This window comes from Paenibacillus silvestris (assembly GCF_009882985.1).
GTDB classification, from domain to species: domain Bacteria; phylum Bacillota; class Bacilli; order Paenibacillales; family NBRC-103111; genus Paenibacillus_E; species Paenibacillus_E silvestris.
In genome coordinates this window covers 34167-61096 of sequence record NZ_WTUZ01000019.1, presented here as the reverse complement: position 1 = coordinate 61096, position 26930 = coordinate 34167, and the positions used below count along the sequence as shown (strand labels likewise).

The window sequence follows — 26930 nt, the reverse complement described above, 5'->3', positions numbered from 1 at the left end:
CAGCATGTCCTTCGCATTGCGATGGAAGCATGAAAACTTGCGTTTGATTTTAAGCCTGGCTATAATCTCAATCGCAATGACTTTCATGTTTTTGGTGTTGTTGTACGGTACGGCTACCAAGAGCGTATCCGTGGTTGTGAATGGACAAGAAACCGTTGTGCACACGAAGCAATGGGTCCTGCAACGCCTACTGGATGAACAAGCCATAACGATTGGTGAACACGATGAAATATCTGCAGACCCTACTGCTACAATCAAGGGCGGGGACAAATTCGTCATCGAACACGCTTCTCCAATTCAATTGACTGCTGATGGAAAGACCACCACTGTTTACACAACTGCAAGAACGGTTGAAAGTGCATTGCAACGTTTACATATTGCACTTGGGGAGCACGATAAGCTGACTCCCGAACCGACATCCTCTTTGAGCACAGGCGATGAAATCAAAATCGTCCGTGTCAAAAAAGAGACGGAAGAAGTAACAGAGTCGATTGCATTCGACACGGAGAAGAAAAGTGATGCATCGCTGCTTAAAGGTAAAGAGCAGGTCGTTCAAGAAGGTAAAGAGGGCGTACTTCTGAAAAAGAAAGAAAAGACTTATGAAGATGGCGTGCTAGTCGCGGAAGCTGTTGTAGGTCAAGAAGTACAGGAACAAAGCGTTAAAAAAGTAGTGTCCGTTGGCACGAAGAATCCCGTCGTTGTTCTATCGTCATCATCCCCTAGTGTGGATGAGGTTTCTAAGAATGGCGTGACATTCGGGTATAAACAAATCCTTAAGAATGTGAAGCTCACGGCTTATTCAGCGGGAGCCGATTCGACAGGGAAATCCGAGGGTACTCCTGGGTACGGTAAGACGTATACAGGAACTACGGTTACTGAAGGCAGAACGATTGCGGTTGATCCGAAAGTTATCCCACTGGGTTGGTGGGTTTACATTGAGGGCGTTGGCTTCCGTCGTGCTGAGGATATCGGTAGCGGTGTGAAAGGCCAAATGATCGATGTTTACTTTGAAGATCATGGCTATGCCAATAAATTCGGAACGAAGCAAGGTTACACGGTCTATGTTGTAGGACCGAAAAAGCCGTCTGAAAATTAACGTGTAAACGTCTGTTTCAGCGGGAACAATGTCAATATACGTTGCCAGGCAAGCAGCCTGGGCGAAAGAAGAGGGAACCCCTCTTCTTTTTCTGCGTACTGGGAAGGGAACTGATTATGATTAAGGAAGTCATTGTCGTTGAAGGCAAGGACGACACGGCAGCGATTCGCCGAGCCGTCGAGGCGGATACGATAGAGACAGGCGGCTCTGCCATCGGGCAAGCCGTATTGAAGCGAATAGCCCTCGCACAGCAGCGCAGAGGCGTCATTATATTTACGGATCCGGATCACGCAGGTGAGCGGATACGGAAGATTGTGGCAGCCAAGGTGCCAGGCTGCAAGCATGCCTTTATTACGCAGCAGCAGGCTGAGTATAAAGGCGACATTGGTGTGGAGAACGCAGCGCCGGAGATTGTCCGGGAGGCGCTCCAGAACCTGCGGACAGAGTACGACGGGGCTGTGTCACAGCTTACCATGGAGGATCTTATGGCCGCGGGGCTGATCGTTCACCCAGAGGCGGCTTCCCGCCGACTCGTTGTTGGCAATGCGCTTGGCATCGGCTACTGCAATGGCAAGCAATTTTATAAGCGATGTGCGATGTTCCAGATCTCGCGTGAGGAATTTGAGGCAGCCTTGGAGCATCTGGCACCGAAGGTCTAGCGTAAAATAGTGGAATTCAGAACCTATAGATAAATGAGGGCTACAAAATGACTATACCCGGCAATGAAGTGATTGTAACAGCGGAAGATGTCGCAACACCCAGTAAGACGAAACAAATTATTAAAAAGCATAATCTCGTGCTCAAAAAGAGCTTGGGTCAGAACTTCCTGATTGACCAGAACATCCTGGGCAAGATTGTTTCGGCCGCTGAGCTTGGGCCTAACAAGGGCGCGCTGGAAGTCGGCCCTGGCATCGGGGCACTCACCCAGCAGCTGGCCAAGCTCGCAGGGCGCGTCTTGGCCGTGGAGATCGATCAGCGCCTCCTGCCTATCCTGGGCGAGACGCTGGAGCCTTATCCGCATGCGAGTGTCGTGCATGGCGATATATTGAAGACCGACCTGCCGGAATTGTTCCGGCAGCACTTTGACGGGCTTGATGGCGTCAGTGTCGTCGCCAATCTGCCGTACTACATCACGACGCCGATTATTATGAAGCTTCTCGAAGAGAAGCTTCCCTTGGAGAACATCGTCGTGATGATTCAAAAAGAGGTGGCCGACCGCATGGCGGCTCGCCCGGGCACCAAAGATTACGGCAGCCTCAGCATTGCCGTTCAGTTCCACTGCGAGCCGGAGCTTGTCACGATCGTGCCACGCACCGTCTTTGTGCCGCAGCCGAACGTGGACTCTGCCGTTATACGGCTGCGTGTGCGCAAAACCCCGCCGGTCGAGGTGGCGGACGTGGACTTCTTCTTCACTGTCGTCCAGGCGTCCTTCGTCCAGCGGCGCAAAACCTTGTACAACAACCTGGCTGCGCGGTTCTTTACCAAAGAAAACAAACCGGAGCTGGAAGCTCTGCTCCATAGCATCAACATCGAGCCTTCGCGCCGCGGTGAGACGCTCAGTATGGAAGAATTCGCGCGCTTGTCGACTGCGCTTAGCGCGCACGGCTGTAAATAACCCGCACCAAATGCCCAGCCCCGCCATAGGATAACCCATGGAGGGGATTTGTGCGATGAGGCAAGGTGATTTTGTAACCCGTAAATCCTATGGCGGCGACGTCATGTTTAAGATTGAACGTATCGATCAACTGAAGGCTGTCTTGCGCGGCGTCGATTACCGACTGCTTGCGGATGCGCCTTTAGTAGACTTAACCCTGACGAACCCGACAGAGTCGATGGACCATCCCAGGTCGAGTTCGCCCGAATTTCGCGAATCACTGCGAAGGCTGGCGGTTGCCCAAGTGCAGCTCCAAGAGAAGAATCAACACTCGGTTGGCCATAATCAGAAAGTGAACGCGGGATACTTTGAAGTCCCGGGTAAAGTGCTGCACTTGGATGGAGATCCAACCTATCTGCGCAAAAGCATGCAGCTCTACGGAGAACTTCGCGTGCCCGCTGAGGGTTTCTATATTCCCGAGGCTCAGATGGCCGATGCGCTCCACCGGCTGCTTCCGCAAATTAAGCCGGATATTGTCGTCATCACGGGGCATGACGGAATACTTAAGCATCGTAAAGCTGCTGGACCTGGCGGTTTGTCTAGCTATAAGAATTCACAGAACTTCGTTAACGCCGTTCAAGTAGCACGGCAGTATGAACGCAATCGCGATGCGATGATTGTTGTAGCTGGAGCTTGCCAGTCTCATTTTGAGGCATTGCTTCGGGCTGGGGCTAATTTCGCGAGTTCGCCTGCGCGCATACTCATCCATGCGCTAGACCCGCTGTGCATCGCCGCTAAGTTATCTTACACCTCCGTGAAGGACACGATATCGATGTTAGATATTATGGATTTGACGGTGACGGGTCTTGATGGGCTGGGTGGTGTAGAGACTAGAGGGAGCTATCGAATGGGTGTTCCCGGTATTCAGCACACAGATGAGCATGCGTAAATCCCTGCTTGTACATGGTTTTTTTACAAGGACACTTGCCTACTGCTTCACTCTCCGGAGGGGGCGGCAGGGGAGTGTTCTTTTTTTATTGGAAAAGTGTGAATAATTTGCGAACTTTGGAGACAACCTGTACAATGGGGAATTCGGTAAATAGGTGAAAATGCCGTTGACAACTGGATTATGGTGCTGATATAATATTTGACCCTGTTTGACATGCTTGTCAGGATGGGTTATAATTAACAAGGAAAGAGGTGGTAGTTGACAATGGCAAAAAATGCGCTGTTGGAAATCAAACGCAGTTTGGAGCCCCACGTCGGGCAGAAGATCATGTTGAGAGCGAATGGTGGCCGTCGAAAGACAGTCGAACGTTCCGGTGTTTTAGAAGAAACCTACCCTTCTGTGTTTATCGTGAAGCTTGACCAAGAATCACACGCCTTTAAACGAGTGTCATACAGCTACGCCGACATTCTTACCGAATCTGTTGAGGTTACGGTATGTAATGATGATGGTCAGGTTCGTATCACCTATATCCAACATTAAGCTTAATAAGTTTCTATAATGAGCAGACCCTAGGGTCTGTTTTTGCATTTGAATGGACCTGGTGCGACTGGGCATACTAACCTTACTTTACGCTTACGTTGCCAGCTTGGTTCAACCAAAGCTCATCTAAGCTCAGGAAAAGGAGGTTTTATTATGAGTCGCAGAAGAGGAGTTATGTCCGAAAGCTTTAAAAATGAGTTAGCGAAGGATCTAGGGTTTTATGATGTCGTCCAGCGTGAGGGTTGGGAAGGGATTCGTACCAAAGATGCAGGGAATATGGTAAAACGGGCAATTCAGATTGCGGAGGAACAGTTGGCGAAGCAGTATGCAGCCTCTGCGCCGTCCCCTACCCAAACATCCTACGGTCAGAATAGCTACACTCAGCCAAGCTATACACAGCCTAGCTACACCCAAGCACCTATGCAGAATCAACGGGTTGTACAGACGCAACAACCCTTTGGACAGCAAACGGCGACCTTTACACCTTCCTACACGTCTGCTAATTCCCAAAACATGTACGCCTCATCTACACCAAATGGGCAGTCGCAAGCAGGATGGAATCCCCTGCCAACAGCGTCCCATCAGACGGTGCAAGGAGAAAGGCGCCCCTACTACAGCTAAAGCGAATGCTTTAGCTTTTTTTTTGCGCTTTTGTTATAATATTTTAACGGCAAACGAGCAAAAGAAGGTGATCCTGATGAAGATTTTTGAGAAAGCACCGGCTAAAATTAATTTATCCTTAGATGTTTTACATAAAAGACCAGATGGTTATCATGAAGTAGAGATGGTCATGACGATGGTTGACTTGGCCGATCGCATTGAAATGCAGGAGCTTTCACGAGATACGATCATTATTTCCAGTCAAGCGGGCTATATTCCGTTGGATGAGAAGAACTTAGCCTTTCAGGCTGCGCGGCTTATTAAGGATCGCTATGACGTTAAACAAGGCGTGTACATTCACTTGGACAAAAAGATCCCCGTGGCTGCAGGACTTGCAGGGGGCAGCAGTGACGCAGCAGCAACGCTTAGGGGTTTGAATCGACTTTGGAATTTAAACATCCCTATGGAGGAGCTGCAAGTGCTTGGCGCTGAGCTTGGCTCGGATGTGCCTTTTTGTGTAACGGGAGGGACGGCTGTCGCCAGAGGACGCGGAGAAAAGCTAGAGCCGATTGTCTCGCCGCCGCAATGTTGGGTTGTTTTGGCCAAGCCTCCCATCAATGTGTCCACATCGGAGATCTACGGCAAGCTGAACGCCCGTGAGATTAAGAATCACCCTTCAACAGCGAACGTGCTGAAGGCGATTCGCGAGAAGCAGTTTGATCAGCTCTGCGGAAACCTCGGCAACGTGCTGGAGGAAGTGACGCTGGATCTCTACCCCGAGGTTAGACAATTGAAAGAATGCATGCAGCGTCTAGGCGCAGATGGCGTGTTAATGTCCGGAAGCGGGCCAACGGTGTTCGGGCTTGTCTCCAAGGAAGCGAAGGTGCCTCGTATTTACAATGGCCTTCGAGGGTTTTGTAAGGATGTTTATGCGGTGCGGATGTTGACCTAGCATGTGGAATTGTGTGCAGGGGGCCCTGAGGGGGCTCTTTTTTAACGGGATTGATGTAGGGGCAGCGCTTAACTCCTCTTGGAAGATTCCTGGGTTTCCCGTTCTCTTGTTGTCTTGTTGTCTGATTGTTGCATAAAGCAACAGCAATAAAGCCGTCAGGTGCATGCCTAGGCGGCGCTTTTTTGTGGAAATATTCACCCTCCGGGGAGTGTTTTCTTTCGTGTTAGTATCATGTCACATTTATGTCAAGTTAATTTTCATGTGAAGCTTGAATAAATACGTATAAAAGTGGTATATTTTCTTTATATTATTCGGATTTTTGGGGGGTAGTGCGATGAAAAAGCTGAAAAGGAGCGCTAGGCTGGTAGAAATGACGCAATACTTGTTATTTCGCCCCCATTCGTTAATTCCTTTAACGACTTTTGCCGAGCGTTACAACTCAGCGAAATCCTCGATTAGTGAGGATTTGGCGATTATTAAAGAAGTTTTTGAAGAAGAAGGACTCGGCGAACTGCAAACGCTTGCGGGCGCAGCCGGTGGTGTGAAGTTTTCACCGAAGGTACCTAAGGAAACTTCATTGAAGTTTATAGATCAGCTCTGCTTGCAGTTGCAGCAACCTGAACGGATCCTGCCTGGCGGTTACTTATATATGTCTGATATCATGGGGCAGCCCCAGTATTTAAATGAAATTGGCAAAACGTTTGCCTCTGCGTTCGCAGGGCGTGATATCGATGTGATTATGACCGTGGAAACGAAAGGTATTCCGCTCGCGTACGCGACGGCTACTTATATGAATTTACCCGTTGTTATCGTTCGCAGGGATAGCCGGGTAACAGAAGGTTCGGCCGTAAGCATTAACTATGTTTCGGGCTCGAACAAGCGTATTCAGACCATGTCGCTCGCAAGACGCGCACTGAAAGAAGAATCCAAGGTGCTTATCATCGACGATTTCATGCATGTTGGCGGAACCATTCACGGCATGATGGATTTGCTGGCGGAATTCAAGGCCTCAGTCCAAGGGGTTGGCGTCTTCATGGAATCTGTTGAAGTGGAAGAGCGTTTAGTAGATCAATACGTATCGCTGGCCCGATTGTTTGGCGTAGATTCCAAGACCAAGCAAATCACGGTAGAACCAGGTAATTATTTTGATAGTAAAAAAGGAGACGCATAAAACGATGGAATTCATCTCAACAACGGCAGCGCCTGCTGCTATCGGACCTTACTCGCAAGCCGTTAAGCTCGGAAACTTGCTGTTTACTTCGGGACAAATCCCGCTCGGTTTGGATGGGCAAATCGTAGAGGGCGGCATTAAGGAGCAAGCACATCAAGTGTTCGCTAATTTGAAAGGCGTGTTGGAAGCAGCGGGCACATCTTTTGGCCAAGTTGTGAAAGCAACTGTTTTCTTGAAGGACATGAATCAATTCGCTGAGCTGAATGAGATTTATGGCACCTACTTTGGAGATCACAAACCGGCTAGATCGACTGTCGAAGTGGCAAGATTGCCACGTGATGTTTTTGTCGAAATAGAGTTAATTGCTGTGATTCCTGTCGAAATTTAACAGTAACATTAAGATTGTATAAAATTATCGAAAATTTCAAAAAAATAAGAAGGAATTTGCACAACGATGTGGAATATTACACCCAAGTCTCAGAGATGGAAAAAGGTGGTGAACACAAGTGCAAATTACAGATGTAAGGCTCCGCCGGGTCAACTCCGAGGGGAGGATGAAGGCAATTGCTTCCATAACTATCGATAATGAGTTCGTAGTACACGACATACGTGTTATCGATGGGAATAACGGTATGTTCGTGGCGATGCCAAGCAAACGAACGCCGGATGGGGAGTTCCGAGATATCGCTCATCCAATTTCTTCTACTACCCGTGAGAAAATTCAGGCTGCCGTTTTAGCTGAATACGACCGTGCAGCGGTAGAAGAAGAGGTTATTGAAGAGGGTGCATAACGTATATTAATTGAGAGAGCCCTTATGGGCTCTCTTTTCTTTTGGGTGGCTTTGATGCTATATTTGGTAAAGAACTGATAACTAGATTATTTAGGCATAAACCATAAAGCTATTTATAATAAAGGGGTTGGATAGTCTTTGAAGCTCATGGCGATTGTGTTAGCGGCAGGACAAGGTAAACGAATGAAATCGAAGCTGTATAAGGTGCTTCATCCCGTTGCAGGCAAACCGATGGTGGGGCATGTCGTAGACACGCTTAAGCAAATAGATGTAACAAGAACGATGGTTATCGTGGGATTCGGGGCAGAAGCGGTACAGAGCTATCTTGGAGATCAAGTTGAGTACGCCCTGCAGGAGAAGCAGTGCGGGACTGGTCATGCGGTACTGCAAGCCAAGGATTTGCTTGGCGATGAAGACGGAATGACGGTTGTCATTTGCGGAGATACGCCACTGATTTCGGATGTAACGCTTAAGAATACGATTGAACTTCATCAGCGTTCAGGTGCGTCGGCTACGATCCTGACAGCGAAGCTCGATGAGCCGCAAGGCTATGGCCGAGTCATTCGCGGTGAAGATGGCAGAGTTGCGCGAATAGTTGAACAGAAAGACTGCAACAGCGAGGAAGCGGCTGTTCAGGAGATTAATACAGGCACTTATATTTTCGATAACCGGAAACTCTTCAAGGCACTGGGCTCTGTCACAAACAACAATGCTCAGAACGAATACTACCTGACAGATGTCGTCGGTATTATGACAAGTGCAGGGGAAACTGTGCAAGGTTACTGCATGGCGGATGCTGCGGAATCTATCGGTGTCAACGATCGAGTTGCGCTTGCTGAAGCAGAACGCTTGTTCAAAGTGCGCATTAACCGTGAACATATGCTGAACGGGGTTACGATCGTTGATCCTGCGAACACGTATATCGAGAGGGATGTTGTGATCGGAGCGGACACTGTCCTGCTGCCAGGTACAATTTTGCGCGGGAAAACAATCATTGGCGAGCAGTGTACGATCGGACCCCAAACTGAGATTATCGATTCTGTGGTGAAAGATGACGTTACGATTAAGCAATCTGTTCTGCAAGAGGCTTATGTGGATAATGAAGCTAGTGTAGGGCCTTTTGCGTATTTGAGGCCTGGAGCGGACATCGGGAAGCAAGTGAAGATTGGCGATTTCGTCGAAATCAAGAATGCGAAGCTTGGCGACGGTTCGAAAGTATCCCACTTAAGCTATGTAGGTGACGCGATTGTCGGTACAAATGTGAACATTGGCTGCGGCGCGATTACGGTGAACTACGATGGCTTCAACAAGAATTTAACGGAAATCGGGAACGATGCGTTCGTGGGTAGTAATGTGAATTTGATTGCACCTGTGAAAATCGGCAATGGCGCTTACGTTGTGGCAGGTTCTACGATTACACATGCTGTGAACGATGGGGATCTGGCTATTGCGAGGGAAAGACAAACGAACAAACCGGGCTATGCCGATAAAATCAAAGGCCGGATGAAGGCGAAGAAAGAAAACAAAGCAACAAAGGAATAGGAAAACGTTAAATCTCCCTGACAAGGGTGATTTTGGATGGAATCTCTTAAGGTTGGGTACGCTATAAACTAGCTGTTACCCACTTGGCGTCGTTTACGAAAGTAAGTGTGCTGAGCAAAATTCTTAGGAGGTTCTTTTTCTTATGGCATTGTCACTGAAAGCGGAAGCCCGCAAGGACACAACGAAAAACGATATCAAACAACTGCGTGTAAAAGGCAAGGTGCCTGCGGTCGTGTATGGCAAAAAGGTGGCTGCTACGGTCATAACCGTCGATCAGAAGGAATTGGTGGCGCTGCTCCGCAAAAGCCCGCACGCCGTTATTGAACTTGAGATGCCGGATGGCGGCGGCAAGCAGCCGGTTATGATTAATGAAATACAGCGTAACCCGCTGAATCGGGAGCTGCTCCATGTTGATTTCCATCAAATCAATATGGATGAGCCGGTCAGAACGGTAGTCACGCTGGAGTTCGTTGGGGATGCTGTGGGGGCGAAGGAAGGCGGCATTCTGCAGATTCAATTGCATGAGCTGGAAATCCGCTGCTTACCGAACCAGATACCGGCGTCTATCACCGTAGACATCTCCAAAGTAGGCATCGGAGAGAATATGCTGGTCAGTGAACTTAGCGTGCCAGGAACAATTGAAGTGAAGTCTGATCCGGGTGAGCTTGTTCTCACGATTCTGGCGCCTCAGAAAGAGGCTCCTGAGGAAGTTGTTGCTCAAGGCAAAGAGGATAAGCCGAGCGAGGCTAGTGAAGAAGCGAAAGAAGAGCAGACCGTATAGAATTAAGGAAGGGTACCCGCGCCGCTGTGCAAAGGGTATCCTTTGTTTTTCCTCTTTCTTCCGTTAATACCCAGGTCGGGAGACAACAAAATGCGTATTTCTGTTATAAAACGTATTATTGATTTTTATAAAATGAGGGCTGTAAAATTCAATATAGCCTATATCCTTATGTAGGTTTTGATAGTATACTTGGACGGGAATACCGGCATCTATATGATCTTGAAAATGATGATCGCTTGTAAGTTGTTGACCGTTTAGATACATATTCGCTGATTCACCCGCAGTTATGGATTTGATGGTTCATTTTAGTAACATATAGGTAAACAATAACCTTAAGATGCAGGTTACGCCAAGGATTTTTTTTAGTAAATGGCTAGGAGGAACTGGAAGAAAATGAAATGTTTTATCGGACTGGGTAACCCGGGAAAGCAATATGAGATGAATCGACATAATGTTGGGTTCATGGCCATAGATCGTTTTGCCGCCAAATGGGGGATAAACTCTTTTCAGAATAAGGGTAAGGGACATCTGGGAGAGGGGAACGTGAACGGCACGAAAGTATTTCTATTGAAGCCGATGACGTATATGAATCTGTCAGGTGAGTCGATGAGAGCAATCTTGGACTTTTATAAACTGAAGGTGGAGGATATCGTCATTATATATGATGATATGGATACGCCTTTCGGCCAGATCAGGCTTCGTTATCAAGGGAGTGCGGGCGGCCACAATGGGATTAAGTCCATAATTCAGCATGCCGGAACTCAAAATTTCAATCGCATTCGCGTTGGCGTGAATCGACCTGCCCCTGGCTATAATATTGCCGATTATGTCTTGGCGAACTTTTCTAAGGAAGAGATGAAGTCGCTGGATGGGGTGCTGGATCTGATCTGCGATGCGATGGTGTCGAGCTTGGATGAGCCTTTTGAGAAGACGATGGGCAAATTTAATAAATAAGCAAGAACCGCTTGTCTTAAAAACATAATATGCATGGTCCTTATTCGAAAATGACAATGGTACATTCGGCTAATTTCTCCGGAGAATGGTCATACTAGGATGTAATCGAATCGTCGAAGGAGGCATACATATATGATTAAGTACATTTGCAGACATTGTCATACCTTTGTCGGGGAAATTAATCAAGCAATAACGGAGCAACAACTGGGCTTCCATTTCTTGACCCCTGATGAGCGTAGAGATATAATATCGTATAACACGAATGGTGATGTTACGGTTAGAGTTGTTTGCGATTACTGCCGCGAGGCGCTGGAGGCTAATCCAGAGCTGTCTTTGCTGGCAAGTCCATTGCAGTAACATGATGTTTTCGCTGAATTAATTTGATGAAGATGAAGAGTTAATAGCCGAGGCAAGTGTGCCAAGGCTTCTTTTTGTGAGAGGAGTGTACTTGTTTGCAAGCTTTAATTCAGGCTTTTTCTGCGGATACCGACTTTCAAACGATCGTGTCAGGCATCAGGTCCGAGATGAAAGAGCAGCTCGTTGCCGGACTTACCGGTTCCTCCAAGCAAGTGATGATTGCAACTCTTGCGCGAGAGCTAACGCGCCCGCTATTCATTGTTACTCATAATATGTTTGCCGCTCAAAAAATAGCGGAAGATCTGCTAGAATGCCTATCATCAGATGATGTTCTGCTCTATCCTTCGCAAGAGCTTCTGACAGCGGAAGAAGCAGCATCCAGTCCGGAGATGTTGGCACAGCGCATTGACGTACTCACTAAGCTGGCTGGTGGATACCGTGGCATTGTGATTGCTCCATTCGCAGGCGTGCGCAGATTATTACCGGTTAAGCAAGTTTTCGAGGAGTCCCGAATAACCGTTAAGGTTGGGGATACCGTTCAACTGGATGAGCTCCTCAGCACGTTATCCAATTTGGGCTACGAACGCGTGGAGCGGGTTGAGACCAAAGGGGAGATGAGTGTTCGCGGGGGCATTTTGGATTTGTTTCCGCTGACGTCGGAGAATGCGATCCGAATTGAACTTTTTGACGTTGATGTGGACTCTATTCGTACTTTCGATGTAAGTGACCAGCGGTCAATAGATAAATTAGAGTCGATCACGATTCCTCCCTGCCGTGAGATTCAAGCGGATAGAAAGCGATTACAATCTGCAGCGCAGCATGCGTATGAGCTGCTGCAAGCTCAGCTGGAGAAAATGACCGACCGGACAGCCAAAGACAAGCTGCTCGAAGGGATCGGACATGATATTGAGCTGCTCCGTGAAGGGCAGACGTTCCCAGGCATTTATAAATATATTTCTCTTTTATATACGGAAAGACAGACCCTCATAGACTACATGCCTAAGGATGCAGTGCTGATTATCGACGAACCGGCTCGTTTGCTGGAGACCGCGAAGCAGCTCGAACGCGACGAGGCAGAGTGGATGATGCATGCGCTGACAGAGGGGAAGAGCTTGCCGGCTTTTGTGCTGTCCAAATCTTACGAAACACTGCTGCACCGCAGGCCGTTTCCAACGTTATATTTGTCTTTATTTCTGCGTCAGGTCGTTGGGATTCAACCGCAAAATATCGTGAACTTCGTCAGTCGCGTTATGCAAAATTTCCACGGGCAAATGAATTTGCTTAAAGCGGAGATGGAGCGGTGGAAGAAAAACGGGGCCAACGTCATTCTCCTCGCGAACGGCGAAGAACGGGCTGAACGGGTAAGGCGTGTCCTGAACGACTATCAGATTGATGTGCCTGAGATTGTAGATGGCAATCTGCAAACAGGATTTGAATTGCCTTCCATTCACTTGGTTGTTATTACAGAAGGCGAGATTTTCACACAGAAGCAGCGCAAAGCTCGTAAGGTCGAGAAGAAGCTCGAGAACGCTGAGCGGATCAAAAGCTATCAAGAGCTTAAAATTGGCGACTACGTTGTTCATGTGAACCATGGTATTGGTAAATACGTCGGTATAGGTACGCTCGAAGTGGGCGGTATTCATAAAGATTATCTGCATATCATGTATGCCGGCGGCGATAAGCTGTCTGTGCCGATTGACCAGATCGATCTGATTCAGAAATATGTAGGTTCCGAAGAGAAAGAACCGAAGGTTTATAAGCTTGGCGGAGCCGACTGGGCAAGAGTGAAGAGCAAGGCAAGGGCATCCGTTAAGGATATTGCCGATGAGTTGATCAAGCTTTACGCTGAACGACAGGCTACGACAGGTTATGGATTTAGCAAAGACAGTTCCTATCAGAACGAGTTCGAAGCCATGTTCCCTTACGATGAAACACGGGATCAGCTTCGTGCAATCGAAGAAATTAAGAACGACATGGAGAAATTGCGTCCAATGGATCGCTTGCTTTGCGGCGACGTTGGTTACGGGAAGACGGAAGTTGCCGTTCGTGCAGCCTTTAAGGCGGCAATTGACGGGAAGCAGGTCGCTGTCTTGGTTCCGACCACGATTTTGGCGCAGCAGCACTATGAGACATTCCGTGAGCGCTTCTCAGGCTATCCGTTTAATGTGAAGGTGCTCAGCCGCTTCCGCTCGAAGAAAGAGCAGACGGAAGTCATGAAGGGTGTCAAAAAAGGGACAGTTGACGTTGTCATTGGAACGCACAGACTGCTGTCGCAGGACGTGCAGTTCAAGGATCTAGGCTTGCTGATTGTTGATGAGGAGCAGCGGTTTGGTGTGTCCCACAAAGAGAAGCTGAAGCGGCTTAAGACGAACGTCGACGTGCTGACACTAACGGCAACGCCGATTCCAAGAACGCTGCATATGTCTATGCTCGGCGTTCGGGACTTGTCCGTTATTGAAACACCGCCGGAGAATCGTTTCCCTGTCCAGACCTATGTGGTCGAATATGGACCGACACTGGTTCGGGAAGCCATTGAGCGGGAGTTGGCGCGTGAAGGTCAAGTTTATTATCTGTACAACCGTGTTCAAGGGATTACGCAGATGGCTGATCAAATCTCGATGATGATTCCGGATGCCCGTGTCACGGTTGCTCATGGTCAGATGGGCGAGCAGGAGCTGGAGAAAACGATTCTCGATTTCCTTGACGGGGAATACGACGTGCTCGTCAGTACGAGCATTATCGAGACGGGGGTCGATATCCCGAATGTGAATACGCTCATTGTTCATGATGCGGATAAAATGGGGCTTTCCCAGCTGTACCAGCTGCGTGGGCGCGTAGGGCGATCGAATCGCGTAGCGTATGCTTATTTCACGTATCAGAGGGATAAAGTGCTCACGGAAGTGGCAGAGAAACGACTGCAAGCGATTAAAGAGTTTACAGAACTTGGCTCAGGCTTTAAAATTGCGATGAGGGATTTGTCGATTCGCGGTGCAGGGAACTTGCTGGGTGCCGAACAGCATGGCTTCATTGCTTCTGTAGGATTCGACCTCTACTCACAAATGTTAGCCGAAGAAATTGCAAAGCTGAAACTAGAAATAGATGGGGAAGCGGCCGTGCCGGAACCGGAATGGAACACTTCCATCGATATACAATTGGATGCTTACCTGCCATCCGACTACATCTACGACAGCATGCAAAAGATCGAAATTTACAAAAAAGTGGCCGCGATTCGCACGTTGGAAGAAGCGGCAGACCTGCATGATGAGCTCGTGGATCGGTTCGGAGATCTGCCGCAGGCTGTGTTTAACTTGCTGTCAGTGGCTCGCCTGAAAGCATACGGCGCGGAGTACCGAATTGAAACGATCAGCCAAAAAGGGGATGATTACGTAATCAAAGTGCATATTGACCAAAATGGCAGGCTGGATGGTCAGAAACTGCTCAATTTGTCCAAAGGCTTTGATGGGCGAATCAAGCTCAATGCAGACCCGCAGTTGCATATTGTTATTCGCTGTAAAGGTATGAAGCCAGAAGCCTCCATCGAGTTGGTGGAGAAGTTCTTGGTACAATATAAGGATGTTCTGAAAACGAAAGGGGAATTAAAGGATGTTGCCAAATCATACTAGCAAACGACTTTTTTCTAAAAAATGGATATTAGGCATGGTGGCATTGCTTCTTGCATTTTCTGTACTTAGTGCTTGTGGAAGCAAAAAGGAGGGAGAGGGTGCAGCAACGACTTCACCTTCCCCATCCGCAGCAGCAACGGCAACTGGGAATCCGGCTGACGTGATCGCTACTTACAAAGAGGGCGGCAAAATCACTCGCGGCGAATTTGACTCTTTCATCAATGTGAACAAAATGTTCTCGCCGCAATTGGCGCAGTTCATGACAGACCCAGGGTTTCAACAAGATATGTTGAAGCAAATGGTTACTTTCCGCGTGTTGTCCGCGAAAGCTGATGACAAAGTAAAAGCGGATGCTGACAAACAAGTGACGGAGCAAATGAAAGCTATTACGGATTACTTCGGTAAACAAGAAGGCGGAATGGACAAGCAGTTGAAAGACAACGGTATCGAGCTGAAGGATATCGAATCTTTGATGAAAATGAGCTTCTACACGATGGGCAGCATGGAAAGCAAAATTACAGACAAAGCTGTTCAAGATTCCTATAACGAGCAAGCAGCCGCACATGCATTTGATGTCGCGACAGTTAGCCACATTCTGATTTCCTTGAAGGATGCAGCTACTCAGAAAGATCTGCGCACGAAGGATGAGGCATTGGCAAGAGCGAAAGAAGTAAAAGGTAAATTGGATAGTGGCGGAGATTTCGCGGCTCTAGCGAAAGAATATTCCGATGATCCAGGTTCCAAAGATGCTGGCGGTACGTATAAAGATGCAGACATCAATCAATGGGTACCTGAATTTAAAGAAGCAGCAAGCACACTTCCTTTGAACAAAATTTCCGATCCAGTGGAATCCTCTTTTGGATACCATGTTATGAAAGTAGAATCCAGAAGCACGAAACAACTGGATGATACCCTTAAAACACAAATTAAATCTCAGCTTGCGGAGAAATCCCTTTCTGAGTTCGCAGAGAAAGAATACCCGAACTTGATCGAAACGAATAATCTGCCTAAACCGGAAGCAGCTCCAGCGGCAAGCCCTGCTGCAAGTCCAGCAGCGAGCCCAGCAGCAAGCCCGGCGGCAAAGTAAGAACTTACCAGGATGTCCGAATATGGACATCCTGTTTTTATTTGTTATTTTTGGACAACATAATCACAGCAGGGTGCAATGCAAAGCTACATAAAGAAAAATTCCTTAGCAGAAGCGACTGCATAGAAGATTGGGAAGTGAAGAATACTATGGATAGAATTCAAGTTCCCACCAAAACCCGATCTAGCATACAAGATTTCATGCTCCTGTCGTATCTAATTCTTGAGCGGAAAGTGAGGCATCTAGAGGTATGAAAGCAACTGGAATTGTCCGTCGGATAGATGATTTAGGGAGAGTTGTTATTCCCAAAGAAATACGACGCACACTGCGAATTCGCGAAGGTGACCCTTTGGAAATTTTCGTTGATCGCGATGGTGAAGTGATTCTGAAGAAATATTCGCCTATTGGTGAGCTTGGTGATTTTGCTAAGGAGTACGCTGAGTCGTTGTTTGAGAGTACTAATCATATTGCGATGATTTCAGACCGAGACACGATTATTGCTATGGCTGGTGGATCCAAAAAGGATTACTTGGAGAAATCAGTGGGGTCCATTATTGAATCCTGCATGGAAAATCGTAAACCGCTTTTGGAGAGCAGCTCCGGGCAATTTGAGATTATTAAAGATATGAATGAAACGTTCTCTTCTTTCGTGGCTGCTCCGATCGTAGCTGGTGGCGATCCAATTGGCTCCGTAATTTTGATCTCGAAAGATGAGAGTGTGAAAATGGGCAACATGGAAGTGAAGATGGTAGAAACAGCCGCTGGTTTTCTGGCGAAACAGATGGAACAATAGATACAAACATAATACACAAAGGCTTCCTTACTGAGGTGATGTTCATCTGTAAGAGAAGCTTTTTTTGTCTGCAAAGAGCTATTTCGTTATAATACGTTTATATGTATCACATCAGGTAGAGGAGAACTAGGATGGGGGAGACCGGCAAGGGGCATCACATGGAACGCGAAGAGCTCCAGCAGAATGTCGGAAAACAGGGCACGGCCAAGCTGCTGAAAGGGGCTGCTGTTCTTGGGGCTGCGGCTGTACTCTCGAAATTACTCGGAACATTGCAAAAAATACCGCTGCAAAATGTAGCGGGAGATGCCGCTTTTGGCATTTATAATGCGGTTTATCCGCTTTATATTTTGATTTTATTTGCGGCTACGGCAGGTTTTCCTATCGCTGTCTCCAAGTTTGTGGCGGAAAGTGTTATCGACGGCGAACATTGGGAGGCTAAACGCATTGCCCGTATATCCGGAGTGGTGCTGCTAGGCAGTGGTATCTGTTTATTTGTACTACTCTACCTTGGAGCGGGTGAGATCGCTGGATGGATTGGCATTCAGCAGACGGAAAAGGCGATTCGTAGTGTTTCTTTTGCACTGCTATTAGCTCCGACATTAGCTGTTTTGCGCGGTTATTTCCAAGGGTATCAAAACATGCTGCCAACCGCTGTCTCACAAGTGATTGAGCAGTTGATTCGGGTTATTACAATGGTTGCTCTGCTGCTTTATTTGGCGGCTCTTGCTTATGATGAAGAGTGGATTGCGGCAGGAGCGACTTTTGGCTCTGTTACTGGCGCAGCCGCAGGATTAGTCGTGATGTATGTATATTGGCGAAAAGCAATACGGGATTTGAAGTATTCGGAGGAGCCGGGTAGTGGGAAGAAGACTGAAGTTAAGCCTCTGTCCACTTGGCTGTGGATGAGGCGAATTGCAGCCTATGCGATACCTGTTTGCTTAGGTGCAATCGTAGTGCCGCTATTGACATTGGTGGATACGTTCACCATGCCGCGATTGTTGGAAGCTTCGCAAGGGAGCGAGCTTGAAGCTATGCGGCAGTTCGGTTTGTATAATCGCGGCTTGCCGCTTGTCCAGCTTGTTGTTATGGTGGCCTCATCCATGTCGGCTGTCCTCGTTCCTGCCATGGCGGATGCGAAGGCGAGAGGGTTGACCGATGTGATGCGCTCTCGGGCGGAGATGTCCATCCGGCTTTCTTGGCTTATAGGACTCGGCGCGTCCTTTGGACTCGCTTTTGCCGCGGTGCCGATCAATATCATGTTATACAAAAACGGTGAGGCCAGCCTGACGATGGCCGTGCTGGCATTCACGGCCCTTTTCAGCACGCTGAACGCTGTCTCCGCCAGCGTGCTGCAGGGGGCCGGCGCGATTCACACGCCGGCGCAAGCCTTGCTCGTTGCCATCGTGCTGAAAGCACTCGGCAACGTCGTGCTCATGCCCCGCTGGGGCATCGACGGCGCCGCGCTCAGCGCGGTGATCGCCTACGCCGCTGCGGCGGGGCTGAATCTGGTGCAGCTGCGCCGCAGCACCGGGGCGCGCTTCGCGCTGCGGCCGTACGTCATCGCACCCACGCTGGGCGTGGTGGCGATGGGCGTCTGCCTCGCAGCGCTGGAACTGCTAGCCATGCCCGCTGTGGCGGCATGGCACTTGCCTGAGCGATTGAGCGCGAGCGCAATCGCATTGGTTGGGGTAGCCGGCGGCGCGGCCGTCTACGGGCTTGCGCTGCTGCGCAGCGGCAGCATCAGCCGCGAGGAGCTGCGGCTGATGCCGGAGCTGGACCGGAAGCTGGCGCCGGTCCTGGCTCGCATCTGGCCGGCTGGCCGTTCGGCCGGCCAGTAGGTTTTTCCACAGCTGCTGGTGCGGCTGCCCACACGGCAGCCATTGCCGTTACTCTGTACGTTTTGCAGCATACAATTTCCTGCACAATGTACAGTAAATTAGCATACCAGCAGCTGATCCCGGGCTTAACCTGCATTTTATACAGGAAATTCCCTTAAAAGCAGCCATATCGGCTGATTGGTTTAAAATTATCTGCACTTTTTGCAGTAAGACCTGCACATGAGGGAAGTCTTTTGGCATTTACCTGCACTTTCTGCAGTAAAAGCGCCCAAAGACTTCCCAGCTATCACTCTCTCGTGAAGTAGAGAACTCTAGGCCGGCTATCTGGATCCAACTCGGGTCCCATACATATTTCAGGAGGTGCTACCCCATGTCAACTCAAGCTCAAATTACAGTCGTCGGACTCGGAACGGGAGAAGAAGACCAGCTCACCCTCGGTATCTGGAAAAAGCTCCAAAATGCAGCAAAGTCACAAACTGCGCTTTATTTGCGTACAGAGGACCATCCCATGGTTCGCATGCTGGACAGCAATCAAATCCCTTACCAAACCTTCGATTCCAACTATATGGCTCATCAAAGTTTTGAAGGGGTATATGAATCTATTGCAGAAGCGCTTATTCAATCTGCCAAAAACGCATCCGCCGAGGTCATCTACGCTGTGCCAGGTCACCCCATGGTGGCGGAATATACGGTACAACTCTTGAAGATGAGGTGTCCAGAAGAAGGGATCTCGCTGCAAGTGATGGGGGGAGAAAGCTTTCTAGATCAGGCTTTCTTACGCTTCGGCTTTGATCCGATTGATGGCTTTCAGCTGCTTGATGCTACGAGTCTTAGCCGCTATGCGCTTAATCCTCAGATGCATACAATTGTTGGGCAGGTCTACGATACCTATACGGCGTCAGACCTCAAGATTTCCCTCATGGAGACCTACCCGGATGAATACCGCGTTGTTGTGGGTCACTCCCTAGGTGTGGCGGGTGCTGAGCAGATTATCGAAGTGCCGCTGCATGAGCTGGATCATGTGAAGGGCTACGGGAATCTATCGCTGGTTTGGGTGCCTAAGAGCGAGCAGGACGAGGTCCGCTATCGCACTTTTGGCCGTTTGCACGAAATCGTGCAAGTTCTTCGGAGCCCAGAGGGCTGTCCTTGGGATCGCGAACAGACGCATGCCAGTCTTCGCAAAAATCTCATCGAAGAAGCTTACGAAGTGCTGGAAACGATCGATGAAGATGATCCTGAGCACATGTGCGAAGAGCTCGGAGACCTGCTGCTGCAAGTTATGCTCCATGCGCAGATGGAAGAGGAGATTGGGACGTTCACTGTTTATGACGTAATTGCTACGTTGAACGAGAAACTCATTCGTCGCCATCCGCACGTATTCGGAGACAACAAAGCAGAGGATGCCGATGAGGCACTTGTGAACTGGAATGCGATGAAGGCTGAGGAGAAGCGGAAGAAAGGCATCGACGTGACGAAGCAATCTGTCCTGGACGGCATTCCACGTGAATTGCCAGGGCTCATGAAGGCATTGAAGCTGCAGAAGAAAGCGGCTACCGTTGGCTTTGATTGGTCTGAGCTGCACGAGGTGCTTCAGAAGCTGGAGGAAGAGCTGGGAGAGCTTCGCGAAGCTATTGATAATCAGTCGGAAGAGGCGGCCCAAGATCGTCTTGAGGAGCTCGGGGACGTGCTTTTTTCTATCGTAAATGTTGCTAGATTCCTCAAAATTGATCCGGAAGAAGCTATTGCGCACACAAATCGCAAATTTATTCAAAGATTTTCATATATAGAAGATCAGCTATGTTTAAAAGGGCTTTCTTTTGAACAAACTGGGTTATCAGAGATGGAAAATTATTGGCAGGAAGCAAAAAAAGTTACAAAACTTCGCTAGTAATAGAAGGAATTTGACGAAAAAAGAAGAATACTAAGTTTGGTGTAAGGTTGAATATGGAAATTTACTAGTAGGGATATTTGAACATCGTTCAAAGTCCTCTCAGCTTTGCGGCTTTGGTACATAGAAGACATGATCTTCAACTATTTTTGGGAGGTAACAAATCACATGAACAAAACAGATTTGATCAACAACATTGCAGAAAAAAGCGGGCTAACTAAGAAAGACGTAGAAGTTGTACTTAACGGATTCCTTGGTGAAGTTACAGACGCTCTTTCATCCGGAGATAAAGTTCAATTAATCGGTTTCGGAACTTTCGAAACTCGTAAACGTTCCGGTCGTACAGGCCGCAACCCACAAACAGGCAACCCAATCGTGATCGCGGAATCCAACGTTCCAGCTTTCAAAGCGGGCAACAAGCTTAAAGACGCTGTAAAATAATGCGAATCGACAAGTTTCTAAAAGTATCTCGACTGATTAAGCGCCGAACCGTAGCGAAGGATGTGTCCGATCAAGGGCGCGTCTGGATTAACGGCAGAGATGCCAAGGCGAGTACGCAAGTGAAAGTCGGCGACGAATTAGCTATTCAATTTGGTCAGAAAAAGGTGACAATTCGCGTAGAACTCTTATCGGAGTCGACCCGTAAAGAGGATGCTGCGAAGATGTACACGCTGGTCAAGGAAGAAGCTTATCAGTTCGAGTAACACACCCAAAACACCAAATAGTCCAGGATTCCCGGATGAGGGATCTTGGGCTTTTTTTTGTGTTCTAAAATAGGACATCCTCCCATATCGTAATGATAGATGAAGGAGGGGTACAGGCCATGATGGAACCCGTTAAAAATACGAACAAACGGCAAGAAATTAAAATGCTGAATCGCAAGCTCTTGGAGATCTCCGGAGTTTTGAACGTAGAGAGCTTTGACAGCGAAGAGTTCCTCCTTGAAACGGAAATGGGCTACCTGATGATTAAGGGGCAGAATTTGCACATTAAGAATTTGAGCTTGGAGCAAGGGTTAGTCGCCATCGAAGGACTTATTCAAGAATTATCGTATGTGGATGGAAATACCCAGGAGAAATCCAAGGGGTTCCTTGGTAAATTATTCAAGTGACCCTGAACGTTCAATTCCATACGATTTTCATGATGTTTTTGAGCGGGGTCGCCATTAGTGCGATGTTTGATGTGTTTCGTGTGCTTTCCGGTAAGCTCAAGCTGCCGCGGTGGACGATTCCGCTCGTTGATACTGTGTACTGGATTGTGGCGACAATCCTCGTGTTCCGCTTGCTCATTTACAGCAATGAAGGACAAGTTCGTATGTTTATTTTTCTGGGGATCGGGATTGGTATTTGCTTTTATTTCGCCTTCCTCAGCCAAATTGTGGTTCATCTTACGCTGCTGCTCATACGAGTTGTTATTGCGATTTACAAGTTTATTGCAAAAACCGTCGAAATTCTCATCATTAAACCGATCATTGGCTTATATCGTCTAACGGTGATAATTTTGGGCTTTTTGCTAGCTGTAGCTATATTCCTTTACAGAATTGTGCTACAATTGCTTTATCCTTTGTGGAGATTACTCCTCTGGATGACTCGGCCTGTGCATAAATATTTCGTGATCCCTGATTGGCTCAAGAAGCTGACGGGTAAGATCGTAACGTTGTATCGCAGGTTATTCTCAAAGTAGGAGGAATTCCTATACATGCAGGCTCAAGCAACCGCACCAAACAAGCGCAGCAGTAGTGTAGGCTCAAAGCGAAGACTGCGTTTTCTGATGATCTTTGTCCTTTGTTTTATGAGTTGGGCTGCTGTTAATATTTGGGGGCAGTTCGCTAAGCTTCACGAGAAGAGAAATGCCGTGGCGAATATGGAGCAACAGCTCGTTGATGCGAAGAAGGTCAAGGAGCAGACTCAGAAGGAAATCAGTAGGCTGCATAATGACGAATACTTAGATCAAATTATTCGCCGGGATTTTCACTATAGCAAAACGGGAGAGACGCCTCTTAGTGTCTCGAAGCAATAAAAGGACTGAAGAAGGGGCGAATGCCGTGTTGACCGTGGTTTCTGCATCGGTTATAATCGGCGTAGCCAGTGTTTTCAACATTTTAAGGGAGGAACATTTTACTTTATGGCAATTGAAGTTGGCACCAAGTTAGAGGGTAGAGTGACGGGGATTACTCACTTTGGAGCATTCGTCGAGCTTGCTGAAGGAGTTACCGGTCTTGTTCACATTTCGGAGATCGCGGACAATTATGTGAAAGACGTTAATGACCATTTAAAGCTGGAAGACAAAGTATTGGTCAAAGTGATTAACGTGGACAAGGATGGCAAGATCGGACTGTCGATCAAGCAAACGGTTGACAAGCCAGTTGAGGAAAGACCAGCTCGTCCTGAACGTACAGGTGGCAGCAGCTATCAAGGACGCCCGAGCGGAGATCGTCCAGGCGGCTTCCAAGGTGGTCGTCCAAGTAGTGGCGGAGAACGCAGTGGTCCTCCAAGCGGTGGTCAAGGCGGTGGTCGTCCAGGCGGCGGCGGCTTCAATCGTGGCGGCGGCGGTGGTGGCGGTCGCGGCGGCTTTAACAAGCAGCAAGGCGGAGCTAGACCGTTCTCGTTCGAAGATAAAGTATCTCGTTTCCTTAAAGATAGTGAAGAGCGGATTTCGTCTCTGAAGAAGAACACCGAGTCCAAACGCGGTGGCCGAGGCGGAAGAAGAGACTAATAGATGCTTATAATAGAACCACATTGCGCTTAGGCGGATGTGGTTTTTTTATTTTAATTATTACAATTCATCGTATGGTCAATTCCAATCGACATGGAGTTACGGGTATCTCCCCCATCTGCGTGGCGAAAGTTCGGGAGGATCAGACTTTTGGATACGCTTTCACGAGAATAAAGTGAGGCACGGCAAGGGCTAGAGGCTAATGACACGGCCGGCGCGGCTTGTCGGAAATTTCTTTGAATCTATCAACTCATTCTGACAAACTTTCTGCTAGATTGTCTCTATACTAGAGAAACAAATAAGGGAAGAATGGATGGTGTTCAAAGCATGCAAAGAAGAAGCCTAGGTGCGACGATAAGTGGCGGATGGTCAGGAATATGGCAAAGAGCGAAAACAGGTGCTCACAGTGCTGCAGTGGAAAATCGTTTTGTTCAAGCTTTTGTGGCTAAGAAGTGGACTTTTCTTCTCATCGTTATGGCTTTCCTACTTGGACGTGCAATGATCCTGGAACAGCTATCTCCATTTGCTTTGGCCTTTATCGCGGTTATTTATTTTACGAGGAGAGACATTCTGCACTGGGTAGGGATTGCGGCATTTGCTGGGAGCTTATTATCTCTGAATTCGAATACGGGGTATCTCGTAACTGAGATTATCGTCTTCCTGCTCATCCAAAAAGCGTTCGAGAAGTTTGAACGGTCAGATCTATCCTTAGCGCCGCTACTCGTATTCAGCTCAACCTTCTTGGTCCAGCTTTTTGCGGAACTGGTCGTTTCGAACTTAAGCTGGTATTCCTTAATGATGCTGTCTGTAGAAGCGCTGCTCAGTCTAGTGCTGACATTAATTTTCATACAAGCTATTCCTGTCTTCACACTTACCCGTAAAAACTATCATTTGAAACACGAGGAAATCATTTGTTTAATTATTTTACTGGCATCCGTTATGACAGGGACGGTGAGCTGGGTAATGGGGCCTGTCACGGTGGAGCACGTGCTCTCCCGATATTTAATTCTGTTATTTGCATTGGTAGGCGGAGCACCTTTTGGGGCTTCGGTTGGCGTCATCACAGGGCTAATCTTAAGTCTTGCGAATAGCAACGCCGTCTATCAAATGAGCTTGCTCGCCTTCTCCGGGATGTTAGCGGGACTTCTCAAGGAAGGGAATCGGCTCGCTGTTGCCTTCGGCATGCTGCTGGGATCTTCGATTCTATCGTTCTATATAGGTTCAAGTGCCGATATGATTAATTCCGCTTGGGAATCACTTGCAGCTGTTACGCTGTTCCTTCTTACGCCTCGGAGTTTGATTCTCACGCTGGCCAAATATGTTCCGGGCACGCAGGAGAATCTCAAATCACAGCAGGACTATGCGAAGCGGGTTCGCGATGTGACGGCGAGCCGTGTGGAACAGTTCTCGGAAGTGTTTCGCCAGCTATCGCGCAGCTTTAAGCAATTAACTACGGATGATGCGGTAAGCCGCAAGGAGGAGGAAGTGGGGCATTTCATGAATGCCGTCGCACAGAAAACCTGTGAATCCTGCTGGAAAAAGAGCCAGTGCTGGGATCAGAAATTTTATCAAACGTATACGTATATGACGGATATGATGACCCATATTGAGACGAAGGAGAATATGACGAAGAAGCAAATACCTGCGGAGTGGAAGAAGGTGTGTAATCGGACAGATCAAGTGCTAGATGTGATGAAGCAGCAATATAGTTTATATAAGAATGATTTGCACTGGAAAAAACAAATTATGGACAGCCGCCATCTGGTGGCAGATCAGCTGTCAGGCGTTTCGCAGGTGATGGAGGACCTGGCGAAGGAAATTAAACGGGAAGGGCAGGAGTTATTCCTTCAGGAAGAGCAAATCCGTAATGCGCTGGAGGAGCTGGGCTTATCTATTCATACGATCGATATTATTTCCTTGGATGAAGGAAACATTGAAATCGAAATTATTCATCAATACACGAAAGGCTTCGATGAATGCCGGAAAATCATTGCGCCGCTGCTGAGCGAAATCATCGGCGAGAACGTCGCCGTGATGCGTGAGGAGATGCATGAACGCGGCGAGGGCTACAGCACGGTTGTATTCGGCTCTGCGAAGGAATTCGAGGTAGAGACCGGGGTCGCCGGCGCAGCCAAAGGGGGCGACCTCTTCTCGGGCGACAGCTTCTCCACGGTGGAGCTGGGCAATGGCAAGTATGCCGTTGCGCTTAGCGACGGCATGGGCAATGGCGAGCGGGCGCGGGCCGAGAGTCAGACCGCCCTTAGCATCCTGCAGCAGCTGCTGCAGTCTGGGATGGATGAGAAGCTGGCAATCAAGTCGCTGAACTCGGTGCTCATGCTCCGATCCTCCGACGAAATGTATGCGACGGTGGATATGGCCTTGATTGACATGTATAACGCAAACACGACGTTCATGAAGATTGGCTCCATACCGAGCTTTATTAAGCGTGGGAATGAGGTGATTTCGATCTCCGCGAATAATCTTCCCGTGGGGATTCTGAGCGAGATCGATGTGGATCTGGTGTCGATTCCTCTCCAGTCAGGGGATATCCTCGTCATGATGACTGACGGGATCTATGATGCCCCAGGCCACGCGGTGAATAAGGAGATGTGGATGAAGCGCATGATCCAGGAAATCGATACGACCTTGCCGCAAGAGTTCGCGGATTGTTTGTTGGAGCGAATTTTCCGCCATCATCATGGCGAAATTCAAGATGACATGACTGTCGTTGTCGCTCGCGTAGAGAAGCGGCAGCCGGAGTGGGCGACATTCCGTTGGCCGGGGATTACGCGCATGGAACGTCCGAAAACGGTCAGTTAGCCTCTCAAAAATGAAGCCGTAACAGCTCATTTGCTGTTGCGGTTTTGGTGTGGGAAAATAAGAGTATTACAGGATTCATGAGAAAGGCGGTATGGCATGTTCAGGAAAGTGCTTTCTCTCGCATGTATCGTTCTCGGGGCCTTAATTTTTCTATACCCAGCCTTGAATGACCGATACGAGAGTTATCAGCAGCAGAAGATTATGAATCAATGGCAGGAAAGTTTGCAGGTCATGGATCAAATCTCAACGGAGGAGAGTGAGATTGCACAATCTGAGAGTGTTGATAATATTTTAGGAAAAGTCGGGGCAATTAGCAGTTTGGGCACTATAGATCCACTGGACTCTGTAGAGTCAGTCGATTCGGCCGCTGCCAATCCGTCAACTAATCTGCCTAGTGTAAAGGCGGCACAGACTTTGGATATACAAGCTGCACCCAAACCGACACCGCTCCCGAAGAATGTAGAAGGTGTGCTGCGGATTGATAAAATCAATTTGAAACTCCCGATCCTGACGGACGCAACTGTGAAGAATTTGAAAGTTTCTGTTGCAAGTATAGTCAATACGGGGAAACCAGGTGAAGTAGGCAACTATGCGATAGCTGGTCATAGAAATCTGACCTACGGGAAGAATTTCAACCGATTAGATGAAGTTGATCTAGGTGACATCATTCAAGTCGAGACAGGGAGCAAACAGTTCAAATACATTGTGGAGGATAAGCAGTACGTCCTTCCTACGGACATATCAGTCCTAAAGAGCAACGGTAAAGAGAAGGAAATAACTTTAATAACATGTGACCCGATGGATAATCCGACGCACCGTTTAATTATCAAAGGGAAAAT

Annotated in this window: 26 protein-coding genes and 1 pseudogene; all 27 read left to right on the top strand. The window is 48.2% G+C overall.

What is annotated here, in order from left to right; all coding sequences use genetic code 11:
• The first annotated feature begins 4 nt into the window (after positions 1-4).
• Positions 5-1096: a 3D domain-containing protein gene (locus tag GQF01_RS15255; RefSeq protein ID WP_202556392.1), complete on the top strand. Its 1092-nt coding sequence runs from the start codon at positions 5-7 to the stop codon at positions 1094-1096.
• A 116-nt stretch (positions 1097-1212) separates the two neighbouring features.
• Positions 1213-1755: a ribonuclease M5 gene (rnmV, locus tag GQF01_RS15250; RefSeq protein WP_161407626.1), complete on the top strand. Its 543-nt coding sequence runs from the start codon at positions 1213-1215 to the stop codon at positions 1753-1755.
• A gap of 47 nt (positions 1756-1802) precedes the next feature.
• A complete protein-coding gene (gene rsmA / locus GQF01_RS15245; RefSeq protein WP_161407625.1) occupies positions 1803-2711 on the top strand; it encodes a 16S rRNA (adenine(1518)-N(6)/adenine(1519)-N(6))-dimethyltransferase RsmA in 909 nt (302 codons plus the stop codon).
• A 55-nt stretch (positions 2712-2766) separates the two neighbouring features.
• Entirely contained in the window at positions 2767-3639 is an 873-nt protein-coding gene (yabG, locus tag GQF01_RS15240) for a sporulation peptidase YabG (protein ID WP_161407624.1), read from the top strand.
• A gap of 264 nt (positions 3640-3903) precedes the next feature.
• Positions 3904-4179 carry a biofilm formation stimulator Veg gene (veg, locus tag GQF01_RS15235; protein ID WP_028557365.1) on the top strand — a complete coding sequence of 92 codons (276 nt, stop codon included), beginning with the start codon at positions 3904-3906 and terminating at the stop codon, positions 4177-4179.
• A gap of 153 nt (positions 4180-4332) precedes the next feature.
• Positions 4333-4503, top strand: a pseudogene (locus GQF01_RS15230) (small, acid-soluble spore protein, alpha/beta type); the annotation flags it as partial.
• 373 nt (positions 4504-4876) lie between these two features.
• Positions 4877-5731, top strand: a complete 855-nt coding sequence (ispE, locus tag GQF01_RS15225) for a 4-(cytidine 5'-diphospho)-2-C-methyl-D-erythritol kinase (protein ID WP_161407623.1) — start codon at positions 4877-4879, stop codon at positions 5729-5731.
• Between the two features lie 334 nt (positions 5732-6065).
• The gene (gene purR, locus GQF01_RS15220) at positions 6066-6902 is read left to right on the top strand and encodes a pur operon repressor (RefSeq protein WP_161407622.1); all 837 of its coding nucleotides are present in this window, start codon (positions 6066-6068) and stop codon (positions 6900-6902) included.
• 4 nt (positions 6903-6906) lie between these two features.
• Positions 6907-7290: a RidA family protein gene (locus GQF01_RS15215; protein ID WP_161407621.1), complete on the top strand. Its 384-nt coding sequence runs from the start codon at positions 6907-6909 to the stop codon at positions 7288-7290.
• A 118-nt stretch (positions 7291-7408) separates the two neighbouring features.
• Complete coding sequence (gene spoVG / locus GQF01_RS15210; protein WP_028557369.1) at positions 7409-7693, top strand: septation regulator SpoVG; 285 nt, start codon at positions 7409-7411, stop codon at positions 7691-7693.
• 138 nt (positions 7694-7831) lie between these two features.
• Complete coding sequence (gene glmU, locus GQF01_RS15205; RefSeq protein WP_161407620.1) at positions 7832-9235, top strand: bifunctional UDP-N-acetylglucosamine diphosphorylase/glucosamine-1-phosphate N-acetyltransferase GlmU; 1404 nt, start codon at positions 7832-7834, stop codon at positions 9233-9235.
• 142 nt (positions 9236-9377) lie between these two features.
• The gene (locus GQF01_RS15200; protein WP_161407619.1) at positions 9378-10016 is read left to right on the top strand and encodes a 50S ribosomal protein L25; all 639 of its coding nucleotides are present in this window, start codon (positions 9378-9380) and stop codon (positions 10014-10016) included.
• 393 nt (positions 10017-10409) lie between these two features.
• Complete coding sequence (gene pth / locus GQF01_RS15195) at positions 10410-10970, top strand: aminoacyl-tRNA hydrolase (protein WP_161407618.1); 561 nt, start codon at positions 10410-10412, stop codon at positions 10968-10970.
• 132 nt (positions 10971-11102) lie between these two features.
• On the top strand, positions 11103-11327 hold the full coding sequence (locus GQF01_RS15190; protein WP_145669352.1) for an anti-sigma-F factor Fin family protein: 225 nt from the start codon (positions 11103-11105) through the stop codon (positions 11325-11327).
• A gap of 95 nt (positions 11328-11422) precedes the next feature.
• Positions 11423-14950, top strand: a complete 3528-nt coding sequence (gene mfd / locus GQF01_RS15185) for a transcription-repair coupling factor (RefSeq protein WP_161407617.1) — start codon at positions 11423-11425, stop codon at positions 14948-14950.
• A complete protein-coding gene (locus tag GQF01_RS15180) occupies positions 14931-16037 on the top strand; it encodes a peptidylprolyl isomerase (protein WP_235959743.1) in 1107 nt (368 codons plus the stop codon). The genes mfd and GQF01_RS15180 overlap by 20 nt, the downstream gene beginning before the upstream one ends.
• A gap of 250 nt (positions 16038-16287) precedes the next feature.
• The gene (gene spoVT, locus GQF01_RS15175; RefSeq protein ID WP_161407616.1) at positions 16288-16830 is read left to right on the top strand and encodes a stage V sporulation protein T; all 543 of its coding nucleotides are present in this window, start codon (positions 16288-16290) and stop codon (positions 16828-16830) included.
• A gap of 131 nt (positions 16831-16961) precedes the next feature.
• Complete coding sequence (locus tag GQF01_RS15170; RefSeq protein WP_235959740.1) at positions 16962-18668, top strand: putative polysaccharide biosynthesis protein; 1707 nt, start codon at positions 16962-16964, stop codon at positions 18666-18668.
• 370 nt (positions 18669-19038) lie between these two features.
• Positions 19039-20556 (top strand): bifunctional methyltransferase/pyrophosphohydrolase YabN, encoded by a 1518-nt coding sequence (gene yabN / locus GQF01_RS15165; protein WP_161407615.1) that lies wholly within the window; start codon positions 19039-19041, stop codon positions 20554-20556.
• 168 nt (positions 20557-20724) lie between these two features.
• Entirely contained in the window at positions 20725-20997 is a 273-nt protein-coding gene (locus GQF01_RS15160; RefSeq protein ID WP_029197991.1) for an HU family DNA-binding protein, read from the top strand.
• Positions 20997-21260, top strand: coding sequence for an RNA-binding S4 domain-containing protein (locus GQF01_RS15155; protein ID WP_161407614.1), 264 nt, complete (start codon positions 20997-20999; stop codon positions 21258-21260). Before GQF01_RS15160 ends, GQF01_RS15155 begins: the two co-directional genes overlap by 1 nt.
• Before the next feature lie 119 nt (positions 21261-21379).
• A complete protein-coding gene (gene yabP, locus GQF01_RS15150; protein ID WP_157324487.1) occupies positions 21380-21667 on the top strand; it encodes a sporulation protein YabP in 288 nt (95 codons plus the stop codon).
• The gene (yabQ, locus tag GQF01_RS15145; RefSeq protein WP_328803465.1) at positions 21664-22239 is read left to right on the top strand and encodes a spore cortex biosynthesis protein YabQ; all 576 of its coding nucleotides are present in this window, start codon (positions 21664-21666) and stop codon (positions 22237-22239) included. Before yabP ends, yabQ begins: the two co-directional genes overlap by 4 nt.
• A 15-nt stretch (positions 22240-22254) precedes the next feature.
• A complete protein-coding gene (locus tag GQF01_RS15140; protein WP_161407612.1) occupies positions 22255-22575 on the top strand; it encodes an FtsB family cell division protein in 321 nt (106 codons plus the stop codon).
• Positions 22576-22680: 105 nt separating this feature from the next.
• Positions 22681-23271 carry a S1 domain-containing RNA-binding protein gene (locus GQF01_RS15135; RefSeq protein ID WP_161407611.1) on the top strand — a complete coding sequence of 197 codons (591 nt, stop codon included), beginning with the start codon at positions 22681-22683 and terminating at the stop codon, positions 23269-23271.
• Between the two features lie 327 nt (positions 23272-23598).
• Positions 23599-26091 carry a stage II sporulation protein E gene (spoIIE, locus tag GQF01_RS15130; RefSeq protein WP_161407610.1) on the top strand — a complete coding sequence of 831 codons (2493 nt, stop codon included), beginning with the start codon at positions 23599-23601 and terminating at the stop codon, positions 26089-26091.
• Between the two features lie 96 nt (positions 26092-26187).
• Positions 26188-26930, top strand: a 743-nt coding sequence (locus GQF01_RS15125; RefSeq protein WP_161407609.1) for a class D sortase, incomplete at its 3' end; no start/stop codon positions are given.

Excerpts from the sequence above, each read along its gene's own strand:
- GQF01_RS15190 (WP_145669352.1), top strand. The coding sequence starts at position 11,103 with ATGATTAAGTACATTTGCAGACATTGTCATACCTTTGTCGGGGAAATT.
- rnmV (WP_161407626.1), top strand. The coding sequence starts at position 1,213 with ATGATTAAGGAAGTCATTGTCGTTGAAGGCAAGGACGACACGGCAGCG.
- GQF01_RS15140 (WP_161407612.1), top strand. The coding sequence starts at position 22,255 with ATGCAGGCTCAAGCAACCGCACCAAACAAGCGCAGCAGTAGTGTAGGC.
- ispE (WP_161407623.1), top strand. The coding sequence starts at position 4,877 with ATGAAGATTTTTGAGAAAGCACCGGCTAAAATTAATTTATCCTTAGAT.
- GQF01_RS15170 (WP_235959740.1), top strand. The coding sequence starts at position 16,962 with ATGGGGGAGACCGGCAAGGGGCATCACATGGAACGCGAAGAGCTCCAG.
- yabN (WP_161407615.1), top strand. The coding sequence starts at position 19,039 with ATGTCAACTCAAGCTCAAATTACAGTCGTCGGACTCGGAACGGGAGAA.
- yabG (WP_161407624.1), top strand. The coding sequence starts at position 2,767 with ATGAGGCAAGGTGATTTTGTAACCCGTAAATCCTATGGCGGCGACGTC.
- GQF01_RS15180 (WP_235959743.1), top strand. The coding sequence starts at position 14,931 with ATGTTGCCAAATCATACTAGCAAACGACTTTTTTCTAAAAAATGGATA.
- GQF01_RS15255 (WP_202556392.1), top strand. The coding sequence starts at position 5 with ATGTCCTTCGCATTGCGATGGAAGCATGAAAACTTGCGTTTGATTTTA.
- spoVT (WP_161407616.1), top strand. The coding sequence starts at position 16,288 with ATGAAAGCAACTGGAATTGTCCGTCGGATAGATGATTTAGGGAGAGTT.
- GQF01_RS15155 (WP_161407614.1), top strand. The coding sequence starts at position 20,997 with ATGCGAATCGACAAGTTTCTAAAAGTATCTCGACTGATTAAGCGCCGA.
- GQF01_RS15215 (WP_161407621.1), top strand. The coding sequence starts at position 6,907 with ATGGAATTCATCTCAACAACGGCAGCGCCTGCTGCTATCGGACCTTAC.
- GQF01_RS15160 (WP_029197991.1), top strand. The coding sequence starts at position 20,725 with ATGAACAAAACAGATTTGATCAACAACATTGCAGAAAAAAGCGGGCTA.
- GQF01_RS15135 (WP_161407611.1), top strand. The coding sequence starts at position 22,681 with ATGGCAATTGAAGTTGGCACCAAGTTAGAGGGTAGAGTGACGGGGATT.
- rsmA (WP_161407625.1), top strand. The coding sequence starts at position 1,803 with ATGACTATACCCGGCAATGAAGTGATTGTAACAGCGGAAGATGTCGCA.
- yabP (WP_157324487.1), top strand. The coding sequence starts at position 21,380 with ATGATGGAACCCGTTAAAAATACGAACAAACGGCAAGAAATTAAAATG.
- GQF01_RS15200 (WP_161407619.1), top strand. The coding sequence starts at position 9,378 with ATGGCATTGTCACTGAAAGCGGAAGCCCGCAAGGACACAACGAAAAAC.
- purR (WP_161407622.1), top strand. The coding sequence starts at position 6,066 with ATGAAAAAGCTGAAAAGGAGCGCTAGGCTGGTAGAAATGACGCAATAC.
- pth (WP_161407618.1), top strand. The coding sequence starts at position 10,410 with ATGAAATGTTTTATCGGACTGGGTAACCCGGGAAAGCAATATGAGATG.
- veg (WP_028557365.1), top strand. The coding sequence starts at position 3,904 with ATGGCAAAAAATGCGCTGTTGGAAATCAAACGCAGTTTGGAGCCCCAC.
- spoIIE (WP_161407610.1), top strand. The coding sequence starts at position 23,599 with ATGCAAAGAAGAAGCCTAGGTGCGACGATAAGTGGCGGATGGTCAGGA.